Here is a 23,470-nt window from a genome sequence, read left to right as displayed (position 1 = left end):
GTATATCGATTACTACAATAATGAACGAATTAAACAAAAACTGGCCGGTATGAGCCCGGTAAAATACCGAACTCATGCCAGCCAATTAGCTGCATAACTAAAACTCTAACTTTAAGGGGTCACTACCATTTTTTGAGAAGGCTCTTTTTGTATTACTTATTATCGTTATATGCTTTTACAAATTCTTTTACTTTTTCGCTGTCTGCTTCAAGTTTTAAACCTGTATCAATTAATGGAGAAACTGTGGATACAGCTGGTTTTTTATTGCCTTGATAATAGCTAATGAATTCATCTTGGTTAATAGAATATAGAATTGCTTTACGTAAATCTGCTGAATCAGAAACCGCACGGCCAGATGTATTCATCTGTAGGTACGACACAGCATTACTATCTGCCGTGTTTAATGTTAGTTTAGCATCTGATTTGACAATATCCAGTTTCGTTTCTGGTACTGTTTGTAGAACATGAATTTCACCATTACGTAATGCAGATAGGGCACTATCAACATCAGAGATAAAACGGACATTGATTTTAGCCATTTTTGGCTCATATTCGCTGCCAGCTCGATAAGCAGGATTTTTCGCAAATTGTGCTTCATAATCATTTTTCTTCACTAAAATGTAAGGACCACTTGCGTATAGCTGGTTATTGAATGTAGCTGAACCTTCCGTTACAGTAGCTTGATCACCATAGGCAATGTCCTGGTCAGGGTTGTAGTTAGCCACATCATACGTATTAATACTTGTAACTTGTTTTTCAGATACGATACCACCAGATTGGTGTGCTAAATAGTTTAATACTTGTGGGAAAGGTGTAGGTGTTGTAATTTTAACAACTTGGTATGCACCTGCTGCATTATTAACAGCACCTTTATCTTTAGCTAATTGCGCTACAGAAGCAGGTAGGTTTTGTGATAATGCTTCTAAAACGGATTGCTCAGAGCCTGCTACTTTTTTATTTTGTAATTCAGTTAAATCAGAAACGATTTCGACTGTTTCAATGTTTTCATGAATGCTGTAAGTACGATGATCTGGTACTGAATTAGCGTCTTTCGCACGGTTTAATGAGAAGACTACATCTTCAGCTGACACTAATTCACCTGTATCAACAGCTGCACCATCTTTCACTGCTGCAAAATTGATATCATCGCGTAAAATGAAGTAATATTCTTGATTACCTTCAGCCATTACATGGTTGTAAGATAATGAACCATCTGACACAACGTCATCTGTGTCTGTTAAGTTAACAAGACGAACATACATATTCGTGTTTAATGTGTTAATTGAACCATCATTCCCTTTGATTGGGTCTAGTGAAGTAAGAGAATTGATTGTTTGGTGTAAAATTAAAGGTTCTGTTGCATTTTTAGATGTATCATTAAACTCTATTTTTTCCCAAACTTGTGCACGGGATTTTGGTAAAAGTACTGTTTTAGGGTTTACAAGTTCAGAGTAGATACCTTGATACTTATTGGAAATATATAAAGGCGCAATATAAGCTTGATCGAATACTAATAATTGTTCTAAATCTTTATATTTCGCTGCTGCTTCTTCACTAGTCAATGTACTCGCTTCATCAATCAACGCATCTAGTTTTGAATCTGCCACCACACTGTAGTCACCACCAGTTTTAAATAAACCACGAACAGCATAGTCGGGGTTCCCTGTAACTGTCGTCCAGCTTGAAAGAGCAAGATCATAGTTACCTGCTTCTTTTTGAGCAGAGAAAGAACCGTAATCTGGTTGAATATTTAGCTTTACATCAAAACCATTTTTCACTAATTGGTCACGTACAATGTTCATGTCTTCTTCCGAAGCTGCCATTCCTAATACTTCAATGGCAATCTTACCATTGCTCTTGTCACTATCTTTTGAATCTTTACTGCCTTCTACGTCAGTTTTTGTTTGTACACAGCCAGCCAAAGCTAGTACTGCAACGAATAAAAATACAAGTAATTTCTTCATAGTTACCTCCGATTAATTTGTTTTTGGATCTAAAGCATCTCGTAAACCATCTCCTAAGAAGTTAAAGGAGAGGACAAGAAGCATAATACAAAGACCTGGGAAAATCGCGACATATGAATGTGTTTCCAGGTACGTACTACCAACCTTTAAAATATTGCCCCATTCGGGAATGTGTGGCTCAATACCAAGCCCTAAAAAACTTAAACTACTTGTTGAAATAACAGCTCCGCCAATCGTTAATGTTGCTTTCACAATCATTGGTGCTAAAGAATTGGGGACAATGTGCTTGAAAATAATAGCTGCATCAGATGCACCTAATGCTCTAGCCGATTCTACAAATTCATAATTCGCAAGCTGCATAACATTTGCCCGCATTGTACGGGCATAGGTTGGGATTGCTCCAACACTAAGTGCAATAATAAGATTCACCGTATTAGCACCAAATGCGGCGATAATAGCAATGGCTAACAATATCCCTGGAATGGCATATAAAATATCGAGACTTCGCATGATGATATTATCAGTGGATTTACCATAATAGCCTGAAAATGCTCCTAATGCGCCACCAATAACTGCGGGGATAATCGTGGAGAAAAATCCGACGATTAATGATATTTGTGCCCCAAACACAATACGAGAAAATAAATCTCGACCATAATTATCTGTTCCTAGTGGGTATTCTAATGTAGGCGTTTGTAGCAATGCTCCATAATTATTTTCAGTAGCGAAATCATAGTCGAAAGTCCAAGAGCTTGTAACGGATAACGAGAACATGAAAATAATGAAGAATAAGCCGAATACAGCCATTGTATTGCGTAAAATCTTTTCCCATATTTTTTGCCATTTCTCAATAGAGGATGGATTTGCCTTTCGAGCCTTTTGGATAAGGCTATATCCTAGTAAAGTCGCAAATAGATTACCAGTGAAAGTCGCCAATAGTAGGATAATACCTGGAATGAGCATCCATTTTGGTGCCTCAGTTGCTGTGACATATTTCGTACATACTATGGCCATCACGATATAGAGAAGCGAGAGTACTAAGAAAACGCCCATTGCTAGTAAAAAGGTATCTGTTACATATGGCTTACAAAAATTCAACGCTGCAATACCTAAGATGAATAGCTGTGTTATAAAGGCATAGGCAGCAAAAGTATATTCTGCAGTCTTTCTTTTTGACACAAGCATAAATGCAAAGGATGTCGAAAAAATATTACCTGACAGTATCGTTATTAAAAGGGGATAGCCAAACATTCGAGTATTTTTTTGAATGTCACCATACGTTGCTAAATCCTTTCTAATTCGTAGATTGACGAAGGCAACATATGCAGTAGTAATGGCATAAATAACAAAAAGAAGCAGAACCACTGGTCGCCAGCTATTGCTGGAAAAATTATAGCTATAGGCTAGAAATAGTAAAGAAAACAGTAAGGAAAAGACAAAAGTAAAATGAGAATTGACATATTCCTGTGTAATCTTCAAGAGTAGTTTGACATGTAAGATGTTTTTCACAGGTGATCCTCCTTTAAGACTTCTTCATTTTCGAGCGAATGCGTGGATCAAAAAAGGCATACATGATATCAATGAATAAATTGACAATCGAAATGGTGATGGCAATATAAACAACGCCCCCAAGAATGGCCGGAATATCAGGAATAAATTGTTTATCGACGATATAGCTACCTATCCCACTAATGTTGAATACCTTTTCTGTTACAGATGCGCCTCCCAACATACCTCCAAAAAGAAGTCCAATCACCGTAATAATCGGAATCATAGCATTGCGAATGGCATGTTTTGAAATCACTTTGAATTCATTTAAGCCCTTAGCCTTTGCTGTAATAATGTAATCCTCATGAATTACCTCAAGCATACTTGACCTTGTCATCCTAGCAATAGAAGCCGTAATGGATGTTCCCAAGACGACAATTGGCATGATAAGCGATAGCCAATTATGAGGGTTATAGGTAGCTGGAAACCATTGTAGCTTTAGAGCAAATGTCAAAATAAAAATTAAACCTTGCCAAAAGCTTGGGATGGATAAACCAATTAAAGCAATGAACATAAATGTATAATCCAAATATGAATTTGGACGAACAGCTGAAATAATTCCGACTGGAATGGCAATAGCAATAGCCATTAGCAACGACAATAGGGCAATTTCAAGAGTGACAGGAAATTTTGTAGCAATGCTATGTGTGATATCTTCTTTACCTGCAAAGGATGTACCTAAATCAAATGTAAATAGACCGGATAATGCGTTCCATAGCTGTGATAAATAAGGTTGATCCAACCCATGAATGCGATTAAAGTTTTCTATTTGCACAGGTGTTGCTTCAACTCCGAGTAGGTTTCTTGCTGGATCAAAGGGTGATAAATATAAAATAGTAAACACTAATGTAGCCACACCAACAATCACAATGAAGCTTTGTAAAATACGTTCAATGATAAATTGCAGAAATGGATTCGCAAATAAGATAAGTACTACATAAAATAAAACAGCTGGTAGAAAGGTAAGCGCCACAAAACGTTTGTTAGTTAGTTGCTGATTAAAAAATTGGACATAGGATAGTTGCTGTATGTCTTCTTTTTGTAAATCCTGATCCACTTGCTGTTGAAGCTTCTTTTGAGCTAAGTGCTTGGCAGTGATCTGAATTTGTGACGCCAATACAGCCTCTTTAAAAAATGTAGCTTTTGCTATTTCTTGCTGCTCAAATTCTTTTTGCCACTGGGTAACCAATCCTTGCTCTATATAGTACTTACTACGCAATGCAAAAGCCTGATCATAAATGTTTGAATGTTTCCTTTTCCGATAGATAAAGTATGTAAAAGGGTGAACTAAAATACTAAAAAGAAAAAGAAGTAGATGATAAGGCTTTTGATGCATTAGTTTTTGATAAACCGTAGAAAAGAAAATAAATTTCTCGGGTTTTAAATGATTTTTTGAAGTAATCATGCATTTCCTCCAAACGTAAATAAAATATTCAGCATTATATTGTATAATTCCTATCAGTATTGTAAAGTATGGATTATACTTGAAAGTAAGTCAATCACAAATTTTAAAAAGGATGGGTCGAATGAGTGAAAAGCTTTTAGAAATCAATAATCTTCGGGTATCCTTTATCACAGGGGAGACAGAATTTGAAGCCGTTAAGGACGTTAGCTTCCATCTAAACAAAGGTGAAACACTCGGAATTGTGGGAGAGTCTGGGAGCGGGAAAAGTGTAACGGCTCGCTCCATTATGCGTTTATTACCATCGCCACCTTCATTTTTGAAATCTGGCTCAATTGTGTTTAAAGGGCAAGAACTCACTGAATTCAGTGAAAAACAAATGGAAGGGACACGTGGACAAGATATTAGTATGATTTTCCAAGATCCGATGACATCCACAAACCCAACTATTCGAATAGGCGATCAAGTGGCTGAAAGTTTAATCAAGCATCAGTCAATGTCCAAAACCGAAGCCTATCAACAAACAATAGAATTATTAAAACTGGTTGGTATTAGAGACGCAGAAGAACGGTATCGACAATATCCTCATGAATTTTCAGGTGGTATGCGTCAACGAGTAATGATTGCTATGGCGCTTGCTTGTAATCCCTCACTGCTTATTGCAGATGAACCAACAACAGCACTGGACGTTACTATTCAAGCTCAAATCCTAAAATTAATGCGCGATATGCAAAAGAAAATGGGAACGTCTATTATTTTAATTACACACGATTTAGGCGTTGTTGCAGGTATGTGTGATCGCATCATAGTGATGAAAGAAGGAGAAATAGTTGAACAGGGCACAACAGAAGAAATTTTTGCAAATGCCCAGCATCCGTATACCCAGAAATTATTGAATGCCTTACCAAAATTGCATGAGAAAAAGCAGCCAAAAGAGATTGCTACTATACAGCCAGGTATCGATCGACATAAGCCGTTAATCGAAGTGACCCATCTATCTAAAGAATTTCCATTAGGTCGTGGTCAAACGTTGAAAGCAGTGAATGATTTATCATTCTCTATATATCCTGGTGAAACATTGGGCTTGGTTGGTGAATCAGGTTCGGGTAAATCGACTACAGGTCGGACGATTCTCCAGCTTCATCAGCCTACAAATGGCGAGGTTCTATATCAAGGAATACCTGTAACAAGGCTATCGAAAAAACAGCTAAAGGCAATGCGTCGTCATATGCAAATTATTTTCCAAGACCCCTATTCATCGTTAAATCCTCGTAGAAAAATCTTAGACATTATTGGCGAGGCTCTTGATATTCATGGTCTAGTGAAGACGCATGAGGAGAGACGACAACGAGTAGAGGAATTGCTTGAACTTGTCGGTTTGAAGAAAGAACATGCCATGCGTTATCCTCATGAGTTTTCGGGAGGGCAGCGTCAACGAATTGGTATTGCGAGATCATTAGCGGTTGAGCCAAACTTTATTGTTTGTGATGAACCCTTATCGGCACTAGATGTTTCCATTCAAAAGCAGATTGTTGATTTATTAAAAGAATTACAACAAAAGCTTGGGTTGACGTATTTATTTATTGCCCATGATTTATCCATGGTGAAGCATATCAGTGACCGTGTTGCCGTCATGTATGGTGGGAAGATTGTAGAACTGGCAGAAAGTGAAGAGCTATATGATAACCCACAACATCCATATACACGTGCATTATTACGTTCTATTCCTGTTCCAGATCCTGCAATAGAGAAGCAAAAATATAATGAAGCTGAACATGCAGAAGATGTGAAAATGCGTTATGAGGTTGAAAATAGTCAGTTAGTAGAGGTTTTACCAAATCACTGGGTAGCAGTGACAATATGATAGCTTGAATGTAGTAGCTTGATATTTTACAATAGAGATATCGTGAAACTTGTTGTCTTCCTGATGATGAGGTGCACAACTTATACGAATCGTAAGTATAAGCAATGATGATTAGTTGTGAGGGACCTACTACATGAAAATGCAAGATATAAAAACATTAATAACAAGTGGCACGATTATTTTGGCTGTAGCATTGTACATGATATTTGGCAGATCACCTGCGGAAGATCAAAGTACTAAATCAGTTACAGATCAGCAAGGTACTATTACCATTGAACAAGTGGAAGGAAAAACAGGTAATAAACGCTTTGAGATAGACTATATTAAAGCATATGATGGGGATACGATGCAGGCGACAATTAATGGTGAGAAACAAAAAATTCGTCTATTAATGGTGGATACTCCTGAAATGAATTACAACAAAGGTGGCGCTCAGCCATATGCGGAAGAAGCAAAAGAGTATACGATCAATTTATTGGAACAGGCTAAGAAAATTGAAGCGGTCTATGATGTTGGACCAGAAACAGACAATTATGATCGCCATCTAGCCTACGTGTTTGTAGATAATGTCTTATTGCAGGAATCTTTATTAAACGAAGGGCTTGCAGTTGTACGTTATATTCATAAGCCAAATAATACATTTGAAGAAGCATTTAGAGCTATTCAAAAAAAAGCTCAGGATGCAAAATTAAATATTTGGTCACATGAGGATTACTTCCAAAAAGATGGTTTCCACCCTGATGTAGTTCAATAATCTATAATTCCATTACTATACGCTTTTAAGTTTAATTTTAGCTAGGAAGCTGCTGCCAGTATCTTATAGGTAGCAGCTTTTTATTTTAAATTTCATTTGCAAAAGTATTTAGCATGGTGAGAGGGCGATTCACTTTTATAGGGTCGTCTCTATGTATGTAATGCACACATGAAATTGGCGTAAAAATCTAATGTGTTCAGTACACGGTAGCGGAGAAAGCGATCGCACAAAGGAAAGCAAGCAACCAGCAACGTTTTGTTTTCAAAACAGTGGAAGACAACTACTGATAAATGAAAAAATCATTATTATTAATGTTGACAATTTATATGATAATGATTATCATTATCATATAAAGAATATTCCTTGTTCTACAATACAGTGTAGAGAGGATGAACTTTAGCTACTTTTCTCCAGAAGTTTGCTAGTTCATGTTTACGCTCCTGAACCCCCCTCATTTTTGGGAACGTTAAAAATTGTAGACGGCTTATTCTATTATAGAATAAGCCGTCTACAGTCTGAATCTATTTACTACTCATTAGTAAATGGGTTCTCTTTTTATGTTTGTACATCTTTCGTCCATTCGGCTACTTTTTCTCGATTGTTAGCAATCCATTTTTTCGCAGCATCTGGGGCACTCATGCCTTCCATTATATCAAACATTACACTTTCTATATCTTTAGCACTCCAGTTGAAACGGTCAAGGACACTATAGGCTTCTGGAGCATCCTCTTTTAAACCATTCCGCGCAAAAGTGCCAATATATTCTTCTGTTCCATATAAACCTTTGGGGTCATCTAAGTACTTTAAATCATAGGCATTAAAGATCCAGTGTGGTGACCAGCCTGTGATGATGATTTCTTCATTATTAGAGATAGCCTGACTGAGGGCTGCGGTCATTGCACCAGCAGACGAGGTCAAAACATTCCAACCTTCCAGATTTTTATATTCCTTATAGGCATTTTCTGTCGTAGCCATCATATTAGCTCCTGGTTCAATGCCTGTAATGGTTTGATTAGCTTGGTTTGTTAAATCTTCAATAGAATCGACATCCATATAACTTGGTACAACCAAACCAATCTTAGCACCAGTTAGGTTTTCTCCTAAGTTCTCTATCTTATTGTTGTATTTTTCTACTTGTGGGGCATGTGTTTGTGGCAACCAAGCAGATACCATACCATCGACCTCTCCGTTTGCTAGTGCTTCCCACATGATTCCATTGTCTAAAGGTGTCAATGTTACCTTATATCCTAAATCTTCTAGTACTTGTCCTACTACATGTGTAGATGCAACCTCAGTATCCCATTCAACATATGCTAAATTGATTTCACCTTTCTCAGTATTCTTTGTGTCCTCATTTTCTGAACCACATGCAGTTAACACAATAAGGCATATAAATGCTATGCCTATTTTCAATAACTTGATGAGTTTCATATTACATCTCCTTTCTATTGTTTCTTACATAAAAGTAAAAATACTAGCAAGTAACAACTTAATTTTATAAACAAGTTGTTACTTTTGTCAAATTGATGGTTTAATCAAACCATGCTAAAAGATAGAACATAATCAACTAAAGTTTGTTGTGCCCATTAATTTTTTTATTGTTGACATAAGATAGGTGAAAGTGGAGACGGAGATTTGAGGAGGCGTAGTATGCATTGGATTACAATTATCCTAATAGGAATTGCTGCGAATTTAGATAACTTGGGGATTGGTCTAGCCTATGGTGTCAAACAAGTTAAAATTCCAATTTTATCAAATGTGGTGATTGCTGTTATGTCGATGATTGTCACATATGTCGCAGTAACAGCTGGTAGCACAGTTGTCGAGTATATTTCACCGCATACTGCTAATTTACTAGGGAGTTTACTACTGTGTGTGATTGGTCTATGGACTTTGATGTCCAATAATTTTTCTAATCAGCGGATAGCAGGAAATCCCGAATTATTTGATGAAGATAAAAATCTAGTGATCTCAACAAGAGAAGCAATGGCACTTGGCTTTGTCTTGTCAGCAAACTGTTTAGCAGGGGGGATTGCAATAGGCGCAAATGGCATCTCAGCCCTTTGGACAGTCATTTCCATCGGCGTATTTTCCTTTATCACAGTTGGAGTAGGAAGTAGATGTGGCTCTTTACTAGCAAAAACGTTTATTGGCAAGCATTCTACAGCAATCTCAGGATGGCTACTTATCATGATTGGTATTTTTGAGGTTTTTGCAAAATAATATATTGCTGCGGCTAAATATCACCAAATATTGGTGATATTCTTTTTATTACATAGAGAGGGATGTACCGATGAATCGGACATCTTTTTTTATGTTTTAAAAATTTATTTTTAATTACTTGACGTAACTAAATTATTAATATATAGTAGGTTACAGAAAGTAATTAAAAACTTTTCATAAGCTAAGATGTAAACAAATAAGTAACTACAAATGTTTATCCTATCCAATTTTGGGTAACATAAAAGATGTAGTTGCTTCATATTTTAAAATATATCTCGAAATCGAGATAAAATCAACCAATTGGAGGAATTTATAATGGCAAAATGGAACATTGATTTAGGACACTCAGCAATTAACTTTCAAGTAAAACACATGATGGTATCAAAAGTTAAGGGTGTATTTGACAGTTACTCAGCTGATATTGAGGCAGCAGATCTTGCAGATTTAACAACTGCTAACATTAGTTTTACAATCGATCCAGCAAGTATTAATACACGTAGCGAAGATCGCGATAATCATTTAAAAGCAGCAGATTTCTTTGATGCTGAAAAATATCCAACGATTACGTTTAAATCTACAAATATTGCTAAAAAAGCTGGCGATGAATATGCAGTAACTGGTGATTTAACAATCAAAGACGTTACTAAATCAGTAACTTTTGATACAGAATTTAATGGAAAAGGCACAAATCCATGGGGTCAAGAAGTATACGGCTTTGAAGCTGAAACAACAATTAATCGTGAAGACTTTGGTCTAACTTGGAATGCGGCATTAGAAACTGGTGGGGTCCTTGTTGGGAAAGATATTAAAGTAACGGTTGAATTAGAAATTAATCCAGCTTAAAAATAGATAGCTAGGGCATGTTTGAAGTAATCTTCAAACATGCTTTTTATATAGCTCAAAGTAGATACTTGTTAATGATGCAATCTAGTAAAAAGAATTTGAGAAAAATTACCAGTAAATAAGTTTCTTGCATATTTTTAGTAATTACTGCATATAAATCATCATATTGTTTTTGGGGGCGATAGGATGAATGTATTAGTGACAGGTGGCTATGGTTTTATTGGCAGTGCAGTAGGTAGGCGTTTTTTTGAAGAAGGTGCAACGGTTTATATTATTGATAATTTAAGTACGGGGCATTTACGGAATGTTGACTTTGAGCATAAATCGTATCTTTTAAATGTTGAGGATGAGGTTTGCGAGCATCTCTTTAAGGAAATAAACTTTGATGTGGTCGTTCATTGTGCAGCGCAAACGAGCGTGCAGCAATCTATCCAGGAGCCAGTAAAGGATATTTTGACAAATATAGTTGGACTTAGCCAAATGCTTTTTTTATCATCCAAGTATAAGGTACAGCACTTTGTCTTTGCCTCCTCAGCAGCTGTTTACGGAGATAGTCACTATCCTCCATTAGAGGAATCAGATGTCTGTGAACCAATATCTATGTACGGATTAAACAAGAGCATTGGCGAAACCTACTGTGAGAAGTGGCAAAAAGATTATCGTTTGCCTGTTCTTATCTATAGATTTGCTAATGTTTTCGGGCCAAGACAGCAAATGCAAGGTGAAGCAGCTGTGATTCCAAGTATGTTAAAAAGCAGTATGGTAGGTAAACCATTTACAATATATGGTGATGGAGAACAAACACGTGATTTTATTTATGTAGATGATATTGCTGATGCTATATACGCAGGTGTATCTGCACGTTTACAAGGCACGTATAATGTATCCACTAATGAGGCTTGGTCTATTCACCAAGTCATCTTACTGCTCCAACACTTAAACCATCCACTTGAAATTCAATATGCTCCAGCACGAGAAGGAGATATTGAGCATTCGTTTTTAAATAATAATAAATTAGCCAATGCAATTGGTTGGAAGCCTAAAATTTCTTTTGCAGAAGGCATTGAACGTACATTGCACGCGCTACAAAATGAATCATTAGCAGAAATTCAACAAAAAAGTGGATAAAGGGACAATAAAGTAAAAAGACATATTACATTGCGTAATATGTCTTTTTCTATGTCTATAGTATAATAATTCATTAAAGAAATGGTTGTGGACGGAGGCTTACATATGCTTGTAGATTTTAGAGTAAAGAATTGTTTAAGTTATAAAGATGATACGTTGTTTTCAATGGTAGCTGGAAGTCGCCTACGAAAATGGAAGGATACCCATACAATTCAGTTTGATACACTTCGTCTTGTAAAAAGCGCATTTATTTTTGGTCCAAATGGAAGCGGAAAATCTAATCTGTTTACGGCTATTAAAGTATTACGTTCCTTGCTTTTTAATTTTGAAAACTTAAATAATGTAAAGCAGTTACGTCTACCCTATCAACCGTTTAAGTTAGGAAGTCAGCAAGACAAACCAACAGAGTTTATGATATCGCTTTTTTTGGACGGAGCTTTATATGATTATGAAATTCAGTATAATGCTTCTCAAGTTCTCTATGAACGTCTTGTGAAAACGAACAAGTCACTGAAGGAAGAACTATTTGTCAGACAATGGGATGGTACAGAATATTCTTATGAGACATTTCAAACAGCTTCACAGGAATTGACAAAATATACACGTAATAATACAGCCTTTCTATCAGTATTACATGTTTTTAATGATCCAGACGCTTTAAAGATATTCGATTGGTTTTTACATAAAATTCTTTTCCTAGATGAAGCAAATCGGTTATCAAGTCATCCTCTTATTCGTAAACTTGAAGAGGAGCCCTTTAAAAAGGAAGTGATCAAACTGCTAAAAATTGCAGACCTCTCCATTCAAGATGTCACGGCTAGGCGTGTGGAACGCAGAGAGAAAAATACAATTGGCTATGAGTTTGATTCGCCTGAGGTGATTCAAGAAGTAGATATTGATCTACATTATTTATCATTTGATGAAGCAGGTGCACCGATAGGGACAAAAACAATTAATTGGACAATGGATTCTAAGGGCACAGTGCGAATGCTACATTTAGCCTGTGTGATGGTGGATGCTTATAATAAAGGAAAAACCATTTTTATAGACGAATTTGACACAGCCTTCCATGTATCGATTTGTGAGTTTTTAATGGCTATTATGAATAGCAAACGCAATAGCAGTAATCAATTTGTCGTGACAAGTCATGAAATTGAATTGCTTGATCAGCCACTACGCTCCGATCAAATTTGGTTTGTGAATAAAAACTTTAAAAATGAATCAGAACTATACTCCTTATTTGATTTTGCAGATTTACAAAAGAAACGTGGAGATCTTTCTTATGCGAAACGCTATATGAAAGGGGAATTCGGTGCAACGCCTGTCATTAATGAGTATTTATCAGAAAAATACTTAGAAGAAACGGAGGTATCTGAGCAGTGAGAGTACGTCAACAAGGGAGCCGAACACTGCGTAAAACTATTTTAATTTATTGTGAAGGTGAAACAGAACGCATCTATTTTGAACAAATGCGTATTTTAAAGCGCTCTAAGATGGTTAGTGTCAAAATAAAAAACGTTAAGCGTTCAGCGATCAAGCTTGCCCAACATGCTTATCGAGATTCCAGCTACCAATACTTTGATGAAGTTTGGATTGTTTTTGATAAGGATGATCTAACCGAAAAGCAACTAGAGGAAGTAAATCAATTTTGTGAGGAAAAAAATATTCATATTGCCTATACAAATGAAGCATTTGAATTGTGGTTACTCTTGCATTTTGAGGAAGTTGATAGTACAGAAAAATATCCTCGTGCTGTCCTCAATGACAAAATGGAACAGCACCTTGGTGTGAGTCGTTATTTTCGGCATAAGGCTGATGAATCCATCATAGCCCCCATTGCATTACGGCATGAGGTAGCCATTAAAAATTGCACAGATATGATGGCACTCCGAGAGACAGAGTGCCGTGACAACCCATACTGTAACATACATGAAATGATACGATACATATTTTAAGATTGAGCAGGTTTTCTATTAACAAATAGAAACCTGTTTTTATCTTTACATAAGCTTTGTCGAAATGAAGGCATGTTTCTTTTTTTAAAACATATAGTGTATATGGAGCGAAATTAGTACATGTATGAAAGGGGATTGCGTGGATAACTCAAAGTCGAATCAATCCAAAAATGTAGAGGGAAATCCAAAGGATCATCAATTAGAGCCGTTTCGTGTCGAGAATGAGGGTACGAAAATGACAACGAATCAGGGACTAAGGGTGTCCAATGATGAGGATTCGTTAAAGGCAGGTGTTCGTGGTCCGACAATTATGGAAGATTTTCATCTTAGAGAAAAAATTACCCATTTTGATCATGAGCGTATTCCAGAGCGTGTTGTGCATGCCAGAGGTTTTGCAGCACATGGAGAGTTTGAATTATATGAATCCATGTCCGAATATACGAAGGCAAACTTTTTGCAGGATCCGAAAAAGAAGACACCTGTGTTTGTCAGATTTTCGACAGTGGTAGGAAGCTTAGGTTCAATGGACACAGCTCGTGATGTACGTGGGTTCGCAACAAAATTTTATACAGATGAGGGTAATTATGATTTAGTTGGTAATAATATACCTGTATTTTTTATCCAGGATGCCATTAAGTTTCCCGATTTAATTCATGCTGTAAAGCCTGAGCCTCATAATGAAATGCCACAAGCAGCCTCCGCACACGATACTTTTTGGGATTTTGTAGCCAGTAATCAGGAAATTGCACATATGGTAATGTGGGTAATGTCTGACCGTGCCATTCCGCGAAGCTTTCGTATGATGGAAGGTTTCGGTGTGCATACATTCCGTTTCGTCAATGACAAGGGAAGATCGAGATTTGTGAAATTCCATTGGAAGCCTGTGCTAGGAGTGCATTCTCTTGTTTGGGATGAAGCCCAAATAATTGCAGGGAAGGATCCAGATTTTCAACGAAGAGATTTATGGGAAGCCATCGAAATTGGAGATTATCCAGAGTTTGAGTTAGGCATACAGATACTAGAACCTGAGGATGAATTTAAATTTGATTTTGATATTTTAGATGCGACAAAGCTTTGGCCAGAGGAACTCGTACCTGTGAAGAAAATTGGAAAGATGACCTTAAATCGCAATGTGGATAATGTCTTTGCTGAAACAGAGCAAGTTGCCTTTCATCCAGGTAATGTTGTGCCTGGCATAGATTTTACCAATGATCCCTTGCTACAAGGTCGATTGTTTTCCTATTTAGATACACAATTGATTCGATTAGGTGGACCAAATTTTGCAGAAATTCCTATTAATCGCCCGATTTGCCCAGTGCATAACAATCAACGTAATGGCTTTAGTCGACAGACCATTAATTTAGGCAGGGTAAGCTATCATAAAAATTCATTAGCAAATAATACACCAGCCACCTCTACTGCAAGAGAAGGTGGATATGTTCATTATGAAGAAAAGGTTGAGGGAAGAATCACGAGAGCGCGTAGTAAATCCTTTGACGATCACTTTTCACAAGCAAGGCTATTTTGGAACAGCATGTCTCCACCTGAAAAACAACACATTATTGATGCCTTTAGCTTCGAAATAGGAAAAGTGAAAAGTAAATCTGTTCGTCAGCAAGTAGTGGATATGTTTGTTCATGTGGATAAAGTAATGGCTACCACAGTGGCAGACAACGTTGGTGTTAATCGACCTAATGGCGAGCAGTCTAAGGTAACGGCCTCTTCACCTGCACTGAGCCAAGCAAATACCGTTAAATTGCCCTATACGCTGAAAGTAGGCGTCTTAATTGGTGATGGCTTTGATGCAAATGAGGTCGGGGAAGTATTGAAATATTTAACAAGACAAGGCGTGCGCTATAGCATAATCTCTGATCGACTAGGTGTGGTAATAGGGAATAATGGTGTGCAATTAACGGCTACTGACACATTTATCACAACCGATGCTGTATTATTTGACTCGTTATATGTTGTTGGAGTAAAGGCAAGTAATCAGGCGAAGTTCAATACTTATATCGTCAATTATATAAATGAAGCATATCGTCACTTTAAGCCTATAGGATTTGCTGCAACTGGCACAACCTTCTTCAATATGTCGAATGCCAATGTAGGGCCAGGAATCATTTTAGCTACAGGTAATAAAGATTTTCCGAAAAAATTTGTAGCTGCCATTGCCCAGCAACGATTTTGGCAACGAAATATTTATTAAATAGTTCAAAGAGCGTCGAATACTCACGAAAGAGAAACGAATGCTCATAAACTAAACAAATAAGTCAAAGGCCTTTCATTGTAATGAAAGGCTTTTACTATGTCTGTCATTGCATTCAAAATTTGCAAATGATATGGTGATACATGAGGTGAAAATTATGGAAAATTTTGATATTGCTATTATTGGGGCAGGACCTGGTGGCTATGTGGCTGCCATACATGCAGCCAAGAATGGTAAAAAAGTAGCGCTAATCGAACGAGATAAATTGGGAGGAGCCTGCTATAATGTTGGCTGCATTCCATCAAAAATTTTATTGGAACATAGTAAACTTGTGCAGGCAATAAAAAGAGGGAATAGCTGGGGAATAGAAGTACCTAAAGTGGAAATTAATTTTCCTCGACTAATGCAACGGAAAGATACAATAATTCATGAACTACTAACAAACATTGAGCATTATATTATCAACAATCATATAACTTTATATCGTGGTGAAGCTTCAGTCGTAAAGGACTTAACGATATCTATCGGGAATGAGACGATAATGGCATCCGATATAATTTTAGCGACAGGTAGTAAACCCTTTGTTCCACGATTTGAAGGATTAGAGACATCTACCTACTATACGACGGACACATTTTTTAATATAGACAAGCTTCCAGCCCAGCTAACGATCATTGGCGGGGGAGTAATTGCCATTGAAATGGCGTTTAGTTTAGCACCCCTCGGTACAAAGGTAACAGTGCTTAATCATAGCGAGGATATTTTACAAACGGAAGAGGCGGAAGCAAGACCGCTGATTCGAGAAAAGTTGAAGAAACTTGGGATTGAACTTGTGACAGATTTTCAATTTGAAAAATTTGAAGGTAATATCATTCATACATCTAAAGGATCTTATACATATGAAAACCTTTTATTTGCAACTGGACGTCGTCCCAATATAGAAATTGCTGAGCAATTAGGAGTAACTTTAGATGGTCGATTAATCGCTGTCAATGAGCACTTTGAAACAAGCCTGCCGAATATTTATGCGATTGGTGACTTAGTGGGGGGGTATCAACTTGCACATTCTGCCAGTGCTGAGGGTATTTACGTTGTCGATTATATTGTAGGAAATCAACCAATACCAATTGATCAAACAAGCATTCCACGTTGTGTTTATACAAACCCTGAAATAGCTACATTTGGTTTACTAGAAGAGCAAGTCAAAGCGCCGTACATTGTAACGAAAATGCCTCTACAAACAAACCCAAAGGCATTAATGGAGGGGAATACCGAAGGCTTTGTGAAGCTAATTTCATCTAAGGATAATGGGCAAATTTTAGGGGCGTGTGTAGTAGCTGATGGCGCAACAGAAATGCTTAATACGCTATTAGCAACAAAAAATGCTGGTGGTACAGCTCGATCACTTGCACATATTATTTTTCCACATCCTACTGTATCGGAGCATATTGGAGATGTAGCTAAAGCTGTGTTTGGGAAAGCAATACACCAATAAAAAGCTGTTGACATTCTAGAAATTTATGTTAAATTAATTTTATAAGAATACTAGGTATTTAAGTTAACTAGACATCTAGAGGCTTCTATTTTACAAAACGATTGTTCATCGATTTGTAGAATAGGGGCCTTTTTTATAACATTGATAAAAGGAGTGGGCAAGATGACAAAAGCAGTCATTATTAATGGAAGTAATTCGAAAAATTCTCGAGTTACTGCCATTCATGAAAAGGTGGAGAATCATTTCATTGCACAAGGAGTAGAGGTTCACTCAAATTATATACATGGGCTCCCAGCTACAGATTTATTAACAGCAAATTTTTCTAGTAAGGAAATACAGTCTGAAAATGAGCATGTTAAGGAAGCAGATTTTATTGTCATCCTTACACCAATTTATAAAGCATCCTATACAGGTATTTTGAAGACTTACTTGGATCTACTACCACAAAAAGCCTTGCTCGAAAAGGCTATACTCCCCATTGCTGTAGGCGGTTCGATCAGTCATTTGTTGGCATTGGAATATGCATTAAAGCCAGTGTTAGCTGTACTAGGAGCCACATCCATTACTAATTCTGTTTACATTTTAGATAAACAAATTATTCGTTTGGAAGATGGAGGCTTTGCGATAGAAGAAGAAGCCATCAGTAGACTTGAAGCACAATTAGATCAGTTGCGGCATGTATTCATTATTAATTGAATAAATAAAAACGCATGATAGGGGCATCCTATAATGCGTTATTTTTTAATTTCCTTCTGGATTTTCTTCATTCTCCACAGGTATTGTAGAGAGATATAAGAAAGCCTCATCTTGCAATAGCAATATTTTTTCTTCACAAATTCCATGCGATAATGGTCCGGAAAAAATGGACTCCCACCATGTTCCTGTTGTTGTTGTCATTCATCTACGCCCCCGTTTCGGTTGTAATATGTAGTTGTATATTTCCCGAGATGAAAAAACTAAAACATTTCATTTTCACATATTGCTATTTCACCCCCTCGATGTAGAAAGAGGATTTTTGCCTCTCGATGTTGTATCGTATAGACAAAGATAGTTTGTTTCAAAATGAAAAAACTATGTATGCCATTTTAAAAAAGGGGTGCTTTATTGATGAATTTTACGTCACAAGATGTGGAAAATATGATTACAGAGCAACGTCAATTTTATTTTTCCCGTGCTACAAAAAGTGTGAAATTTAGAAAAGAGCAATTAAAGAACTTAAAAATTTCAATTTTGAAATATGAGAAGGAAATATTGAATGCACTTTACTTAGACCTTCGTAAAAGTGAATTTGAGGCGTATGCAACAGAAATTGGCATTGTATTAGATAGTATTTCATATATGGTAAAACATGTAGAGGAATGGATGGAACCAGAAGCAGTCAAAACACCGATACAATATCAAATGGGCAAGAGCTTTATTGTTCGTGAGCCCTATGGCGTAACATTAATTATCGGGCCATTTAATTATCCATTCCAACTTGTAATGGAGCCACTAATTGGTGCCATAGTTGGAGGAAACACTGCAATTGTCAAACCATCAGAAACCTCTGTACACACAGCAGCCATTGTGAAAAAAATCATTGAGGAAACGTTCCCGTCTTCATATGTACGTGTTGTGGAAGGTGAAAAGGAAGAGGTTACGGCTCTTATTCATGCTTCCTTCGATTACATCTTTTTTACAGGCAGTGTGGCCGTTGGTAAAGTAGTAGCAAAAGCTGCTGCAGAACGTTTGACACCAGTTGCTTTAGAGCTTGGTGGCAAAAGTCCAGCAATTGTCGATCAAACAGCAAATCTAGAGGTAGCGGCAAAGCGGATTGTATGGGGTAAATTTACTAATACAGGACAGACATGTGTGGCCCCTGATTATCTGCTTGTACACAAGGACGTTTATGATCGTTTTATGAAAATATTAAAAGAAACAATCCGTTCGTTTTATGGCAAAAACCCTTTAAAAAGCCCTGATTATGGGCGTATCGTCAATTTAAAGCAATTTGATCGTTTACAGCAAATAATTGTGGAAGAACGTGATGCCATTACATATGGTGGACGAATAGATCGGGATGATTTATATATTGAACCTACAATCGTTGAATATGTAAAGTGGACAAGTCCATCAATGCAGGAAGAACTATTTGGTCCTATCTTACCTGTTATGATGTATAATGATTTGCCACTTGCCATTCATCAAATCAGGCAATTACCGAAGCCTTTAGCGGCATACTTCTTCTCAGAACATGAAAAAGCTATGCAATACTTTTTGGAAGAATTACCGTTTGGTGGTGGGTGTATTAACGACACCATCACACATGTTGGAAACTTACATTTACCATTTGGTGGTGTAGGTCCATCAGGTGTGAAAGCATACCATGGCAAAGCGAGCTTTGAAAACTTTACTCACCCGAAATCTATCTTGAAGAAATCATCCAAGCTGGAGACAAATGTGTTATTCCCGCCATATAAACAGAAAGTGAAAATTGTGCGCTCAATTATGAAATAGCTTAACAATGGAGGTATCTTCTGATGCCTCCATTGTCACTATAAGCTTAAGGTGCATAGACAATTGTTCTCTAAATAACTCTTTCTCGTTATGTCGAAAAATGCCGATTGGTGATTATAAATGAAAATTTGAAGAAAACATGATTTTTTCTTCGAATGAAAGCGTTTTCGTTGAAAAAACACAAGAGAGGCATTTTATTTATCATGAAATAAGTAGTAAAATAAGTTCAATAGAACGTGGGGGTTTTCATATTGTCGTTTTTTGTCGATTATTAAGAATGATGACATGAGTGTAGAGATTGATTGGAGGACTATGAAATGTATGCAGAGGAATTGTTAAGCGCATTACCTTTGAAAAAAATAATTGGCGTGCTGCCAGATCAGGTTAGCGATATCGTAATAGATTCAAGAAGTGTGCAACCAAATAGCATGTTTGTTTGTATCAAAGGTTATACAGTAGATGGGCATGATTATGCGCAAAAGGCTGTGGATGGTGGCGCAACAATTGTTGTGACGGAGCGAGAATTACCGCTAGGAGAGACGATTGCACAAGTGATTGTGAAAGATACAGATCGTGCAGTAGGTTTACTAGCTGCAAAGTTCTTTGATTATCCTTCTAAGGACATAACGATGATTGGTGTAACAGGAACGAATGGTAAAACATCCGTAACAGGAATTATTCAAAATATAATGCATGGTATGGGCGAAAAATCGGCTTTATCCGGTACAATTGGCTTTAATTTAAATGGAATTTTATATGAATCAGCTAATACAACGAGTGATGCGTTATCGACACAACAAATGATTTTCCGTGCAAAAATGGAAGGCTGTCGATTAATGACAATGGAAGTTTCATCACACGGATTAGCACTTGGACGTTTAGCAGGTGTTGATTATGATATCGCTATTTTTACTAATCTAACGCACGATCATCTTGATTTCCATGGTACGATGGAGGAATATGGCCATGCAAAAGGGTTATTATTTTCCCAACTTGGACAAGATTTAGAAAAAAATAAATTTGTTGTGTTGAATGCTGACGATGCTTGGTCAGAGCGATACGCTGCAATGACACCATTTCCGGTGTGGACATATGGTTTAAAGAATGAAAATGCTGATTTCCGCGCCATTAACTGTGAGTATCACGACTATATGACATCATTTGACGTGGAAATGCCTGAAGGAATTTATCGTGTAAAAATGAATTTGCTTGGGGAATTTAATATTTATAATGTATTGGCAGCCATGATTGCGTTTTATGGTAGGGGCTATTCAATGGAGTCCATTATTGAACAAATTGAGCAACTACCACCAGTCAAGGGTCGTATGGAGAAAGTATGTTCAGAGCTACCGGTGCAAATTTTTATTGATTATGCCCATACTCCAGATGCAATTGAAAAGGCGATTGAAGCAGCGCAACCTTATAAAAAAGGCAAGCTGATTTTCTTAGTTGGAACAGGTGGCAATCGTGATAAATCGAAGCGTCCTGCCATGGCTGAGAAAGCGTCTGCTGCGGAATATGTCATTTTAACGACAGATGATCCTCGCTATGAAGACTATGATAGTATTACAGGCGATCTTGCTAAAGGAATGCTTCATGATAATTATGCTTGTATTGGAGATCGTGCAGAGGCAGTGCGCCATGCGGTTGAAATTGCTGAGCCAGGTGACATGATTATTTTTGCTGGTAAAGGTCATGAGGATTATCAAATTATCGAAAATACCAAATTTCCACATAGTGATGCAGAAATTGCGATAGAAGCAGGCCGATTAAAATTCGTGTGATGAAAGCTAAATTCTTAGGAAACCCTTTTAGTTGTAACTAAAGGGTTTTCTTTTTTGAGATTTCATGTAAAAAGGTTGTACGAAAGGCAAGTCTTCTTTTATTATTATTAAGTATGAAAAAAGGAGAATGACGAGATGAATTCAAATTTAGAAAAAGATATACTATCGCGTCGTACTTTTGCCATTATCAGTCACCCTGATGCTGGAAAAACGACGATTACAGAAAAGCTTTTACTTTTTGGTGGTGCCATTCGTGATGCAGGTACAGTAAAAGGGAAAAAAACAGGTAAATATGCAACATCGGACTGGATGGAGATCGAAAAACAACGTGGGATTTCGGTTACTTCATCTGTCATGCAATTCGATTATAATGGCTCTCGTGTGAATATTTTGGATACCCCTGGTCACCAAGATTTCTCAGAAGACACATATCGTACATTGATGGCTGTAGATAGTGCTGTCATGGTAGTGGATGCTGCAAAAGGGATCGAGGCCCAGACTTTAAAGCTATTTAAGGTTTGTAAGATGCGTGGTATTCCTATTTTTACATTTATTAATAAGTTAGACCGTCAAGGGAAAGAGCCTCTTGAATTGATTGAAGAGCTTGAAGAGGTATTAGGTATCAATGCATATCCTATGAACTGGCCAATCGGTATGGGTAAAGAGTTCCTTGGTATTTATGATCGTTACAATAAACGCATTGAGCAATTCCGTACAGATGAGGCGGAACGTTTCTTACCAATAGACGACAATGGGGAGCTTGCTGTAGAGCATCCAATGAAGGTGACTTCTTATTATTCACAAGCAATGGACGATATTTTACTTTTAGATGAAGCGGGGAATGCCTATTCTGAGGAAAAAATACGTCGTGGGGAATTAACACCTGTATTCTTTGGTTCAGCATTAACGAACTTTGGTGTTCAAACTTTCCTTGAAACTTATCTACAATTCGCACCGACGCCTCAGCCAAGAATTACTGAAGATGAGCAGTTTATTGATCCTGTGGAGCATGATGAGTTTTCAGGCTTTATTTTCAAAATTCAGGCCAATATGAATCCAGCACACCGTGATCGTATTGCCTTTGTACGTATTGTTTCTGGTAAATTTGAACGTGGGATGAACATGACGTTATCTCGTACAGGAAAGTCATTTAAAGTCACACAATCTACACAGTTCCTTGCAGACGATCGTGAGACAGTAGATGAAGCAGTTGCTGGCGATATTATTGGTTTGTACGACACAGGAACATACCAAATTGGCGACACTGTTGTAGGTGGCAAGAAAACATTCCAATTTGAAAAATTACCACAGTTTACACCAGAATTATTCGTCCGCGTAACGGCAAAGAATGTTATGAAATCAAAGCAATTCCATAAAGGGATTTTACAATTAGTGCAAGAGGGTGCTATTCAATACTATAAAACGCTGCATACAGAGGAAGTTATACTTGGAGCAGTTGGTCAATTACAATTTGAAGTATTTGAACATCGTATGAAAAATGAATACAATGTGGAAGTAAAAATGGAGCCTATTGGTTCGAAAATCGCACGCTGGATTGAAAATGAAGAGGATGTCAAAGAATCAATGTCATCAGGTCGATCAATGCTTGTAAAAGACCGTTTTGACAATCTTGTTTTCCTATTTGAAAATGAGTTCGCTATGCGTTGGTTTGCAGATAAAAACGAAAATATTCAACTTTATAGCCTTCTATAATCATAAAACACGAATCGACAATTTTGCGATTCGTGTTTTTTTGCAAGGAAAAATGACACTGTTTGTAGAATATATACATTATTAGGAAATATAAT

At 37.0% G+C, this 23,470-nt stretch carries 19 protein-coding genes; 14 read left to right on the top strand and 5 right to left on the bottom strand.

Annotated elements, in window-relative coordinates; all coding sequences use genetic code 11:
- The first annotated feature begins 4 nt into the window (after positions 1–4).
- Positions 5–97: an IS3 family transposase gene (locus tag JIN86_RS16765; RefSeq protein WP_370568678.1), complete on the top strand. Its 93-nt coding sequence runs from the start codon at positions 5–7 to the stop codon at positions 95–97.
- A 55-nt stretch (positions 98–152) separates the two neighbouring features.
- Here the strand turns inward: JIN86_RS16765 and JIN86_RS16760 are convergent, their stop codons facing one another.
- From JIN86_RS16760 to JIN86_RS16750, 3 genes are read right to left on the bottom strand one after another with little or no spacing between them, the layout of a single operon-like run.
- Entirely contained in the window at positions 153–1,964 is a 1,812-nt protein-coding gene (locus JIN86_RS16760) for an ABC transporter substrate-binding protein (protein WP_202342421.1), read from the bottom strand.
- 12 nt (positions 1,965–1,976) lie between these two features.
- On the bottom strand, positions 1,977–3,473 hold the full coding sequence (locus JIN86_RS16755; RefSeq protein ID WP_202342420.1) for an ABC transporter permease: 1,497 nt from the start codon (positions 3,471–3,473) through the stop codon (positions 1,977–1,979).
- Positions 3,474–3,486: 13 nt separating this feature from the next.
- Positions 3,487–4,917 carry an ABC transporter permease gene (locus JIN86_RS16750; protein WP_004224517.1) on the bottom strand — a complete coding sequence of 477 codons (1,431 nt, stop codon included), beginning with the start codon at positions 4,915–4,917 and terminating at the stop codon, positions 3,487–3,489.
- A 121-nt stretch (positions 4,918–5,038) separates the two neighbouring features.
- On the opposite strand from JIN86_RS16750, the gene JIN86_RS16745 reads away from it, so the two are divergent.
- Together JIN86_RS16745 and JIN86_RS16740 are read left to right on the top strand one after the other, a co-directional pair.
- A complete protein-coding gene (locus JIN86_RS16745) occupies positions 5,039–6,778 on the top strand; it encodes an ABC transporter ATP-binding protein (protein WP_202342419.1) in 1,740 nt (579 codons plus the stop codon).
- A 133-nt stretch (positions 6,779–6,911) separates the two neighbouring features.
- Positions 6,912–7,532 carry a thermonuclease family protein gene (locus JIN86_RS16740; protein WP_202342418.1) on the top strand — a complete coding sequence of 207 codons (621 nt, stop codon included), beginning with the start codon at positions 6,912–6,914 and terminating at the stop codon, positions 7,530–7,532.
- Positions 7,533–8,087: 555 nt separating this feature from the next.
- Here JIN86_RS16740 and JIN86_RS16735 read toward each other — a convergent pair.
- Complete coding sequence (locus JIN86_RS16735) at positions 8,088–8,963, bottom strand: glycine betaine ABC transporter substrate-binding protein (RefSeq protein WP_004224527.1); 876 nt, start codon at positions 8,961–8,963, stop codon at positions 8,088–8,090.
- A 219-nt stretch (positions 8,964–9,182) separates the two neighbouring features.
- On the opposite strand from JIN86_RS16735, the gene JIN86_RS16730 reads away from it, so the two are divergent.
- The 8 genes from JIN86_RS16730 to ssuE all read left to right on the top strand — a co-directional run bounded on the left by JIN86_RS16730 (position 9,183) and on the right by ssuE (position 18,078).
- Complete coding sequence (locus tag JIN86_RS16730; RefSeq protein WP_004224530.1) at positions 9,183–9,755, top strand: manganese efflux pump; 573 nt, start codon at positions 9,183–9,185, stop codon at positions 9,753–9,755.
- 315 nt (positions 9,756–10,070) lie between these two features.
- The gene (locus tag JIN86_RS16725) at positions 10,071–10,598 is read left to right on the top strand and encodes a YceI family protein (RefSeq protein WP_004224534.1); all 528 of its coding nucleotides are present in this window, start codon (positions 10,071–10,073) and stop codon (positions 10,596–10,598) included.
- 186 nt (positions 10,599–10,784) lie between these two features.
- Entirely contained in the window at positions 10,785–11,726 is a 942-nt protein-coding gene (locus JIN86_RS16720) for an NAD-dependent epimerase/dehydratase family protein (RefSeq protein ID WP_009371866.1), read from the top strand.
- A 105-nt stretch (positions 11,727–11,831) separates the two neighbouring features.
- A complete protein-coding gene (locus JIN86_RS16715; RefSeq protein WP_237497321.1) occupies positions 11,832–13,109 on the top strand; it encodes an AAA family ATPase in 1,278 nt (425 codons plus the stop codon).
- A complete protein-coding gene (locus JIN86_RS16710) occupies positions 13,106–13,681 on the top strand; it encodes an RloB family protein (protein ID WP_004224549.1) in 576 nt (191 codons plus the stop codon). Before JIN86_RS16715 ends, JIN86_RS16710 begins: the two co-directional genes overlap by 4 nt.
- A 124-nt stretch (positions 13,682–13,805) precedes the next feature.
- Entirely contained in the window at positions 13,806–15,887 is a 2,082-nt protein-coding gene (locus JIN86_RS16705) for a catalase (RefSeq protein WP_202342416.1), read from the top strand.
- A 157-nt stretch (positions 15,888–16,044) separates the two neighbouring features.
- The gene (gene lpdA / locus JIN86_RS16700) at positions 16,045–17,382 is read left to right on the top strand and encodes a dihydrolipoyl dehydrogenase (protein WP_004224552.1); all 1,338 of its coding nucleotides are present in this window, start codon (positions 16,045–16,047) and stop codon (positions 17,380–17,382) included.
- 162 nt (positions 17,383–17,544) lie between these two features.
- The gene (gene ssuE, locus JIN86_RS16695) at positions 17,545–18,078 is read left to right on the top strand and encodes an NADPH-dependent FMN reductase (RefSeq protein WP_004224554.1); all 534 of its coding nucleotides are present in this window, start codon (positions 17,545–17,547) and stop codon (positions 18,076–18,078) included.
- A 45-nt stretch (positions 18,079–18,123) separates the two neighbouring features.
- Here the strand turns inward: ssuE and JIN86_RS16690 are convergent, their stop codons facing one another.
- On the bottom strand, positions 18,124–18,279 hold the full coding sequence (locus JIN86_RS16690; protein WP_004224556.1) for a hypothetical protein: 156 nt from the start codon (positions 18,277–18,279) through the stop codon (positions 18,124–18,126).
- Between the two features lie 210 nt (positions 18,280–18,489).
- Here JIN86_RS16690 and JIN86_RS16685 point away from each other — a divergent pair, with 210 nt between their 5' ends.
- The 3 genes from JIN86_RS16685 (at position 18,490) to JIN86_RS16675 (ending at position 23,375) form a co-directional block, all read left to right on the top strand.
- Positions 18,490–19,878 (top strand): aldehyde dehydrogenase, encoded by a 1,389-nt coding sequence (locus tag JIN86_RS16685; protein ID WP_004224560.1) that lies wholly within the window; start codon positions 18,490–18,492, stop codon positions 19,876–19,878.
- Positions 19,879–20,195: 317 nt separating this feature from the next.
- Positions 20,196–21,662, top strand: coding sequence for a UDP-N-acetylmuramoyl-L-alanyl-D-glutamate--2,6-diaminopimelate ligase (locus JIN86_RS16680; RefSeq protein WP_004224562.1), 1,467 nt, complete (start codon positions 20,196–20,198; stop codon positions 21,660–21,662).
- Positions 21,663–21,797: 135 nt separating this feature from the next.
- Positions 21,798–23,375, top strand: a complete 1,578-nt coding sequence (locus JIN86_RS16675; RefSeq protein ID WP_004224564.1) for a peptide chain release factor 3 — start codon at positions 21,798–21,800, stop codon at positions 23,373–23,375.
- The last annotated feature ends 95 nt before the right edge of the window (positions 23,376–23,470 follow it).

Source organism: Lysinibacillus sp. HST-98 (genome assembly GCF_016757845.1).
Lineage (GTDB): Bacteria > Bacillota > Bacilli > Bacillales_A > Planococcaceae > Lysinibacillus > Lysinibacillus capsici.
This window is presented reverse-complemented; position numbering and strand designations above follow the sequence as displayed.

Excerpts from the sequence above, each read along its gene's own strand:
- JIN86_RS16740 (WP_202342418.1), top strand. The coding sequence starts at position 6,912 with ATGAAAATGCAAGATATAAAAACATTAATAACAAGTGGCACGATTATT.
- JIN86_RS16760 (WP_202342421.1), bottom strand. The coding sequence starts at position 1,964 with ATGAAGAAATTACTTGTATTTTTATTCGTTGCAGTACTAGCTTTGGCT.
- JIN86_RS16715 (WP_237497321.1), top strand. The coding sequence starts at position 11,832 with ATGCTTGTAGATTTTAGAGTAAAGAATTGTTTAAGTTATAAAGATGAT.
- JIN86_RS16685 (WP_004224560.1), top strand. The coding sequence starts at position 18,490 with ATGAATTTTACGTCACAAGATGTGGAAAATATGATTACAGAGCAACGT.
- JIN86_RS16750 (WP_004224517.1), bottom strand. The coding sequence starts at position 4,917 with ATGATTACTTCAAAAAATCATTTAAAACCCGAGAAATTTATTTTCTTT.
- JIN86_RS16680 (WP_004224562.1), top strand. The coding sequence starts at position 20,196 with ATGTATGCAGAGGAATTGTTAAGCGCATTACCTTTGAAAAAAATAATT.
- JIN86_RS16705 (WP_202342416.1), top strand. The coding sequence starts at position 13,806 with ATGAAAGGGGATTGCGTGGATAACTCAAAGTCGAATCAATCCAAAAAT.
- JIN86_RS16720 (WP_009371866.1), top strand. The coding sequence starts at position 10,785 with ATGAATGTATTAGTGACAGGTGGCTATGGTTTTATTGGCAGTGCAGTA.
- JIN86_RS16745 (WP_202342419.1), top strand. The coding sequence starts at position 5,039 with ATGAGTGAAAAGCTTTTAGAAATCAATAATCTTCGGGTATCCTTTATC.
- JIN86_RS16675 (WP_004224564.1), top strand. The coding sequence starts at position 21,798 with ATGAATTCAAATTTAGAAAAAGATATACTATCGCGTCGTACTTTTGCC.
- JIN86_RS16735 (WP_004224527.1), bottom strand. The coding sequence starts at position 8,963 with ATGAAACTCATCAAGTTATTGAAAATAGGCATAGCATTTATATGCCTT.
- ssuE (WP_004224554.1), top strand. The coding sequence starts at position 17,545 with ATGACAAAAGCAGTCATTATTAATGGAAGTAATTCGAAAAATTCTCGA.
- JIN86_RS16690 (WP_004224556.1), bottom strand. The coding sequence starts at position 18,279 with ATGACAACAACAACAGGAACATGGTGGGAGTCCATTTTTTCCGGACCA.
- JIN86_RS16725 (WP_004224534.1), top strand. The coding sequence starts at position 10,071 with ATGGCAAAATGGAACATTGATTTAGGACACTCAGCAATTAACTTTCAA.
- lpdA (WP_004224552.1), top strand. The coding sequence starts at position 16,045 with ATGGAAAATTTTGATATTGCTATTATTGGGGCAGGACCTGGTGGCTAT.
- JIN86_RS16730 (WP_004224530.1), top strand. The coding sequence starts at position 9,183 with ATGCATTGGATTACAATTATCCTAATAGGAATTGCTGCGAATTTAGAT.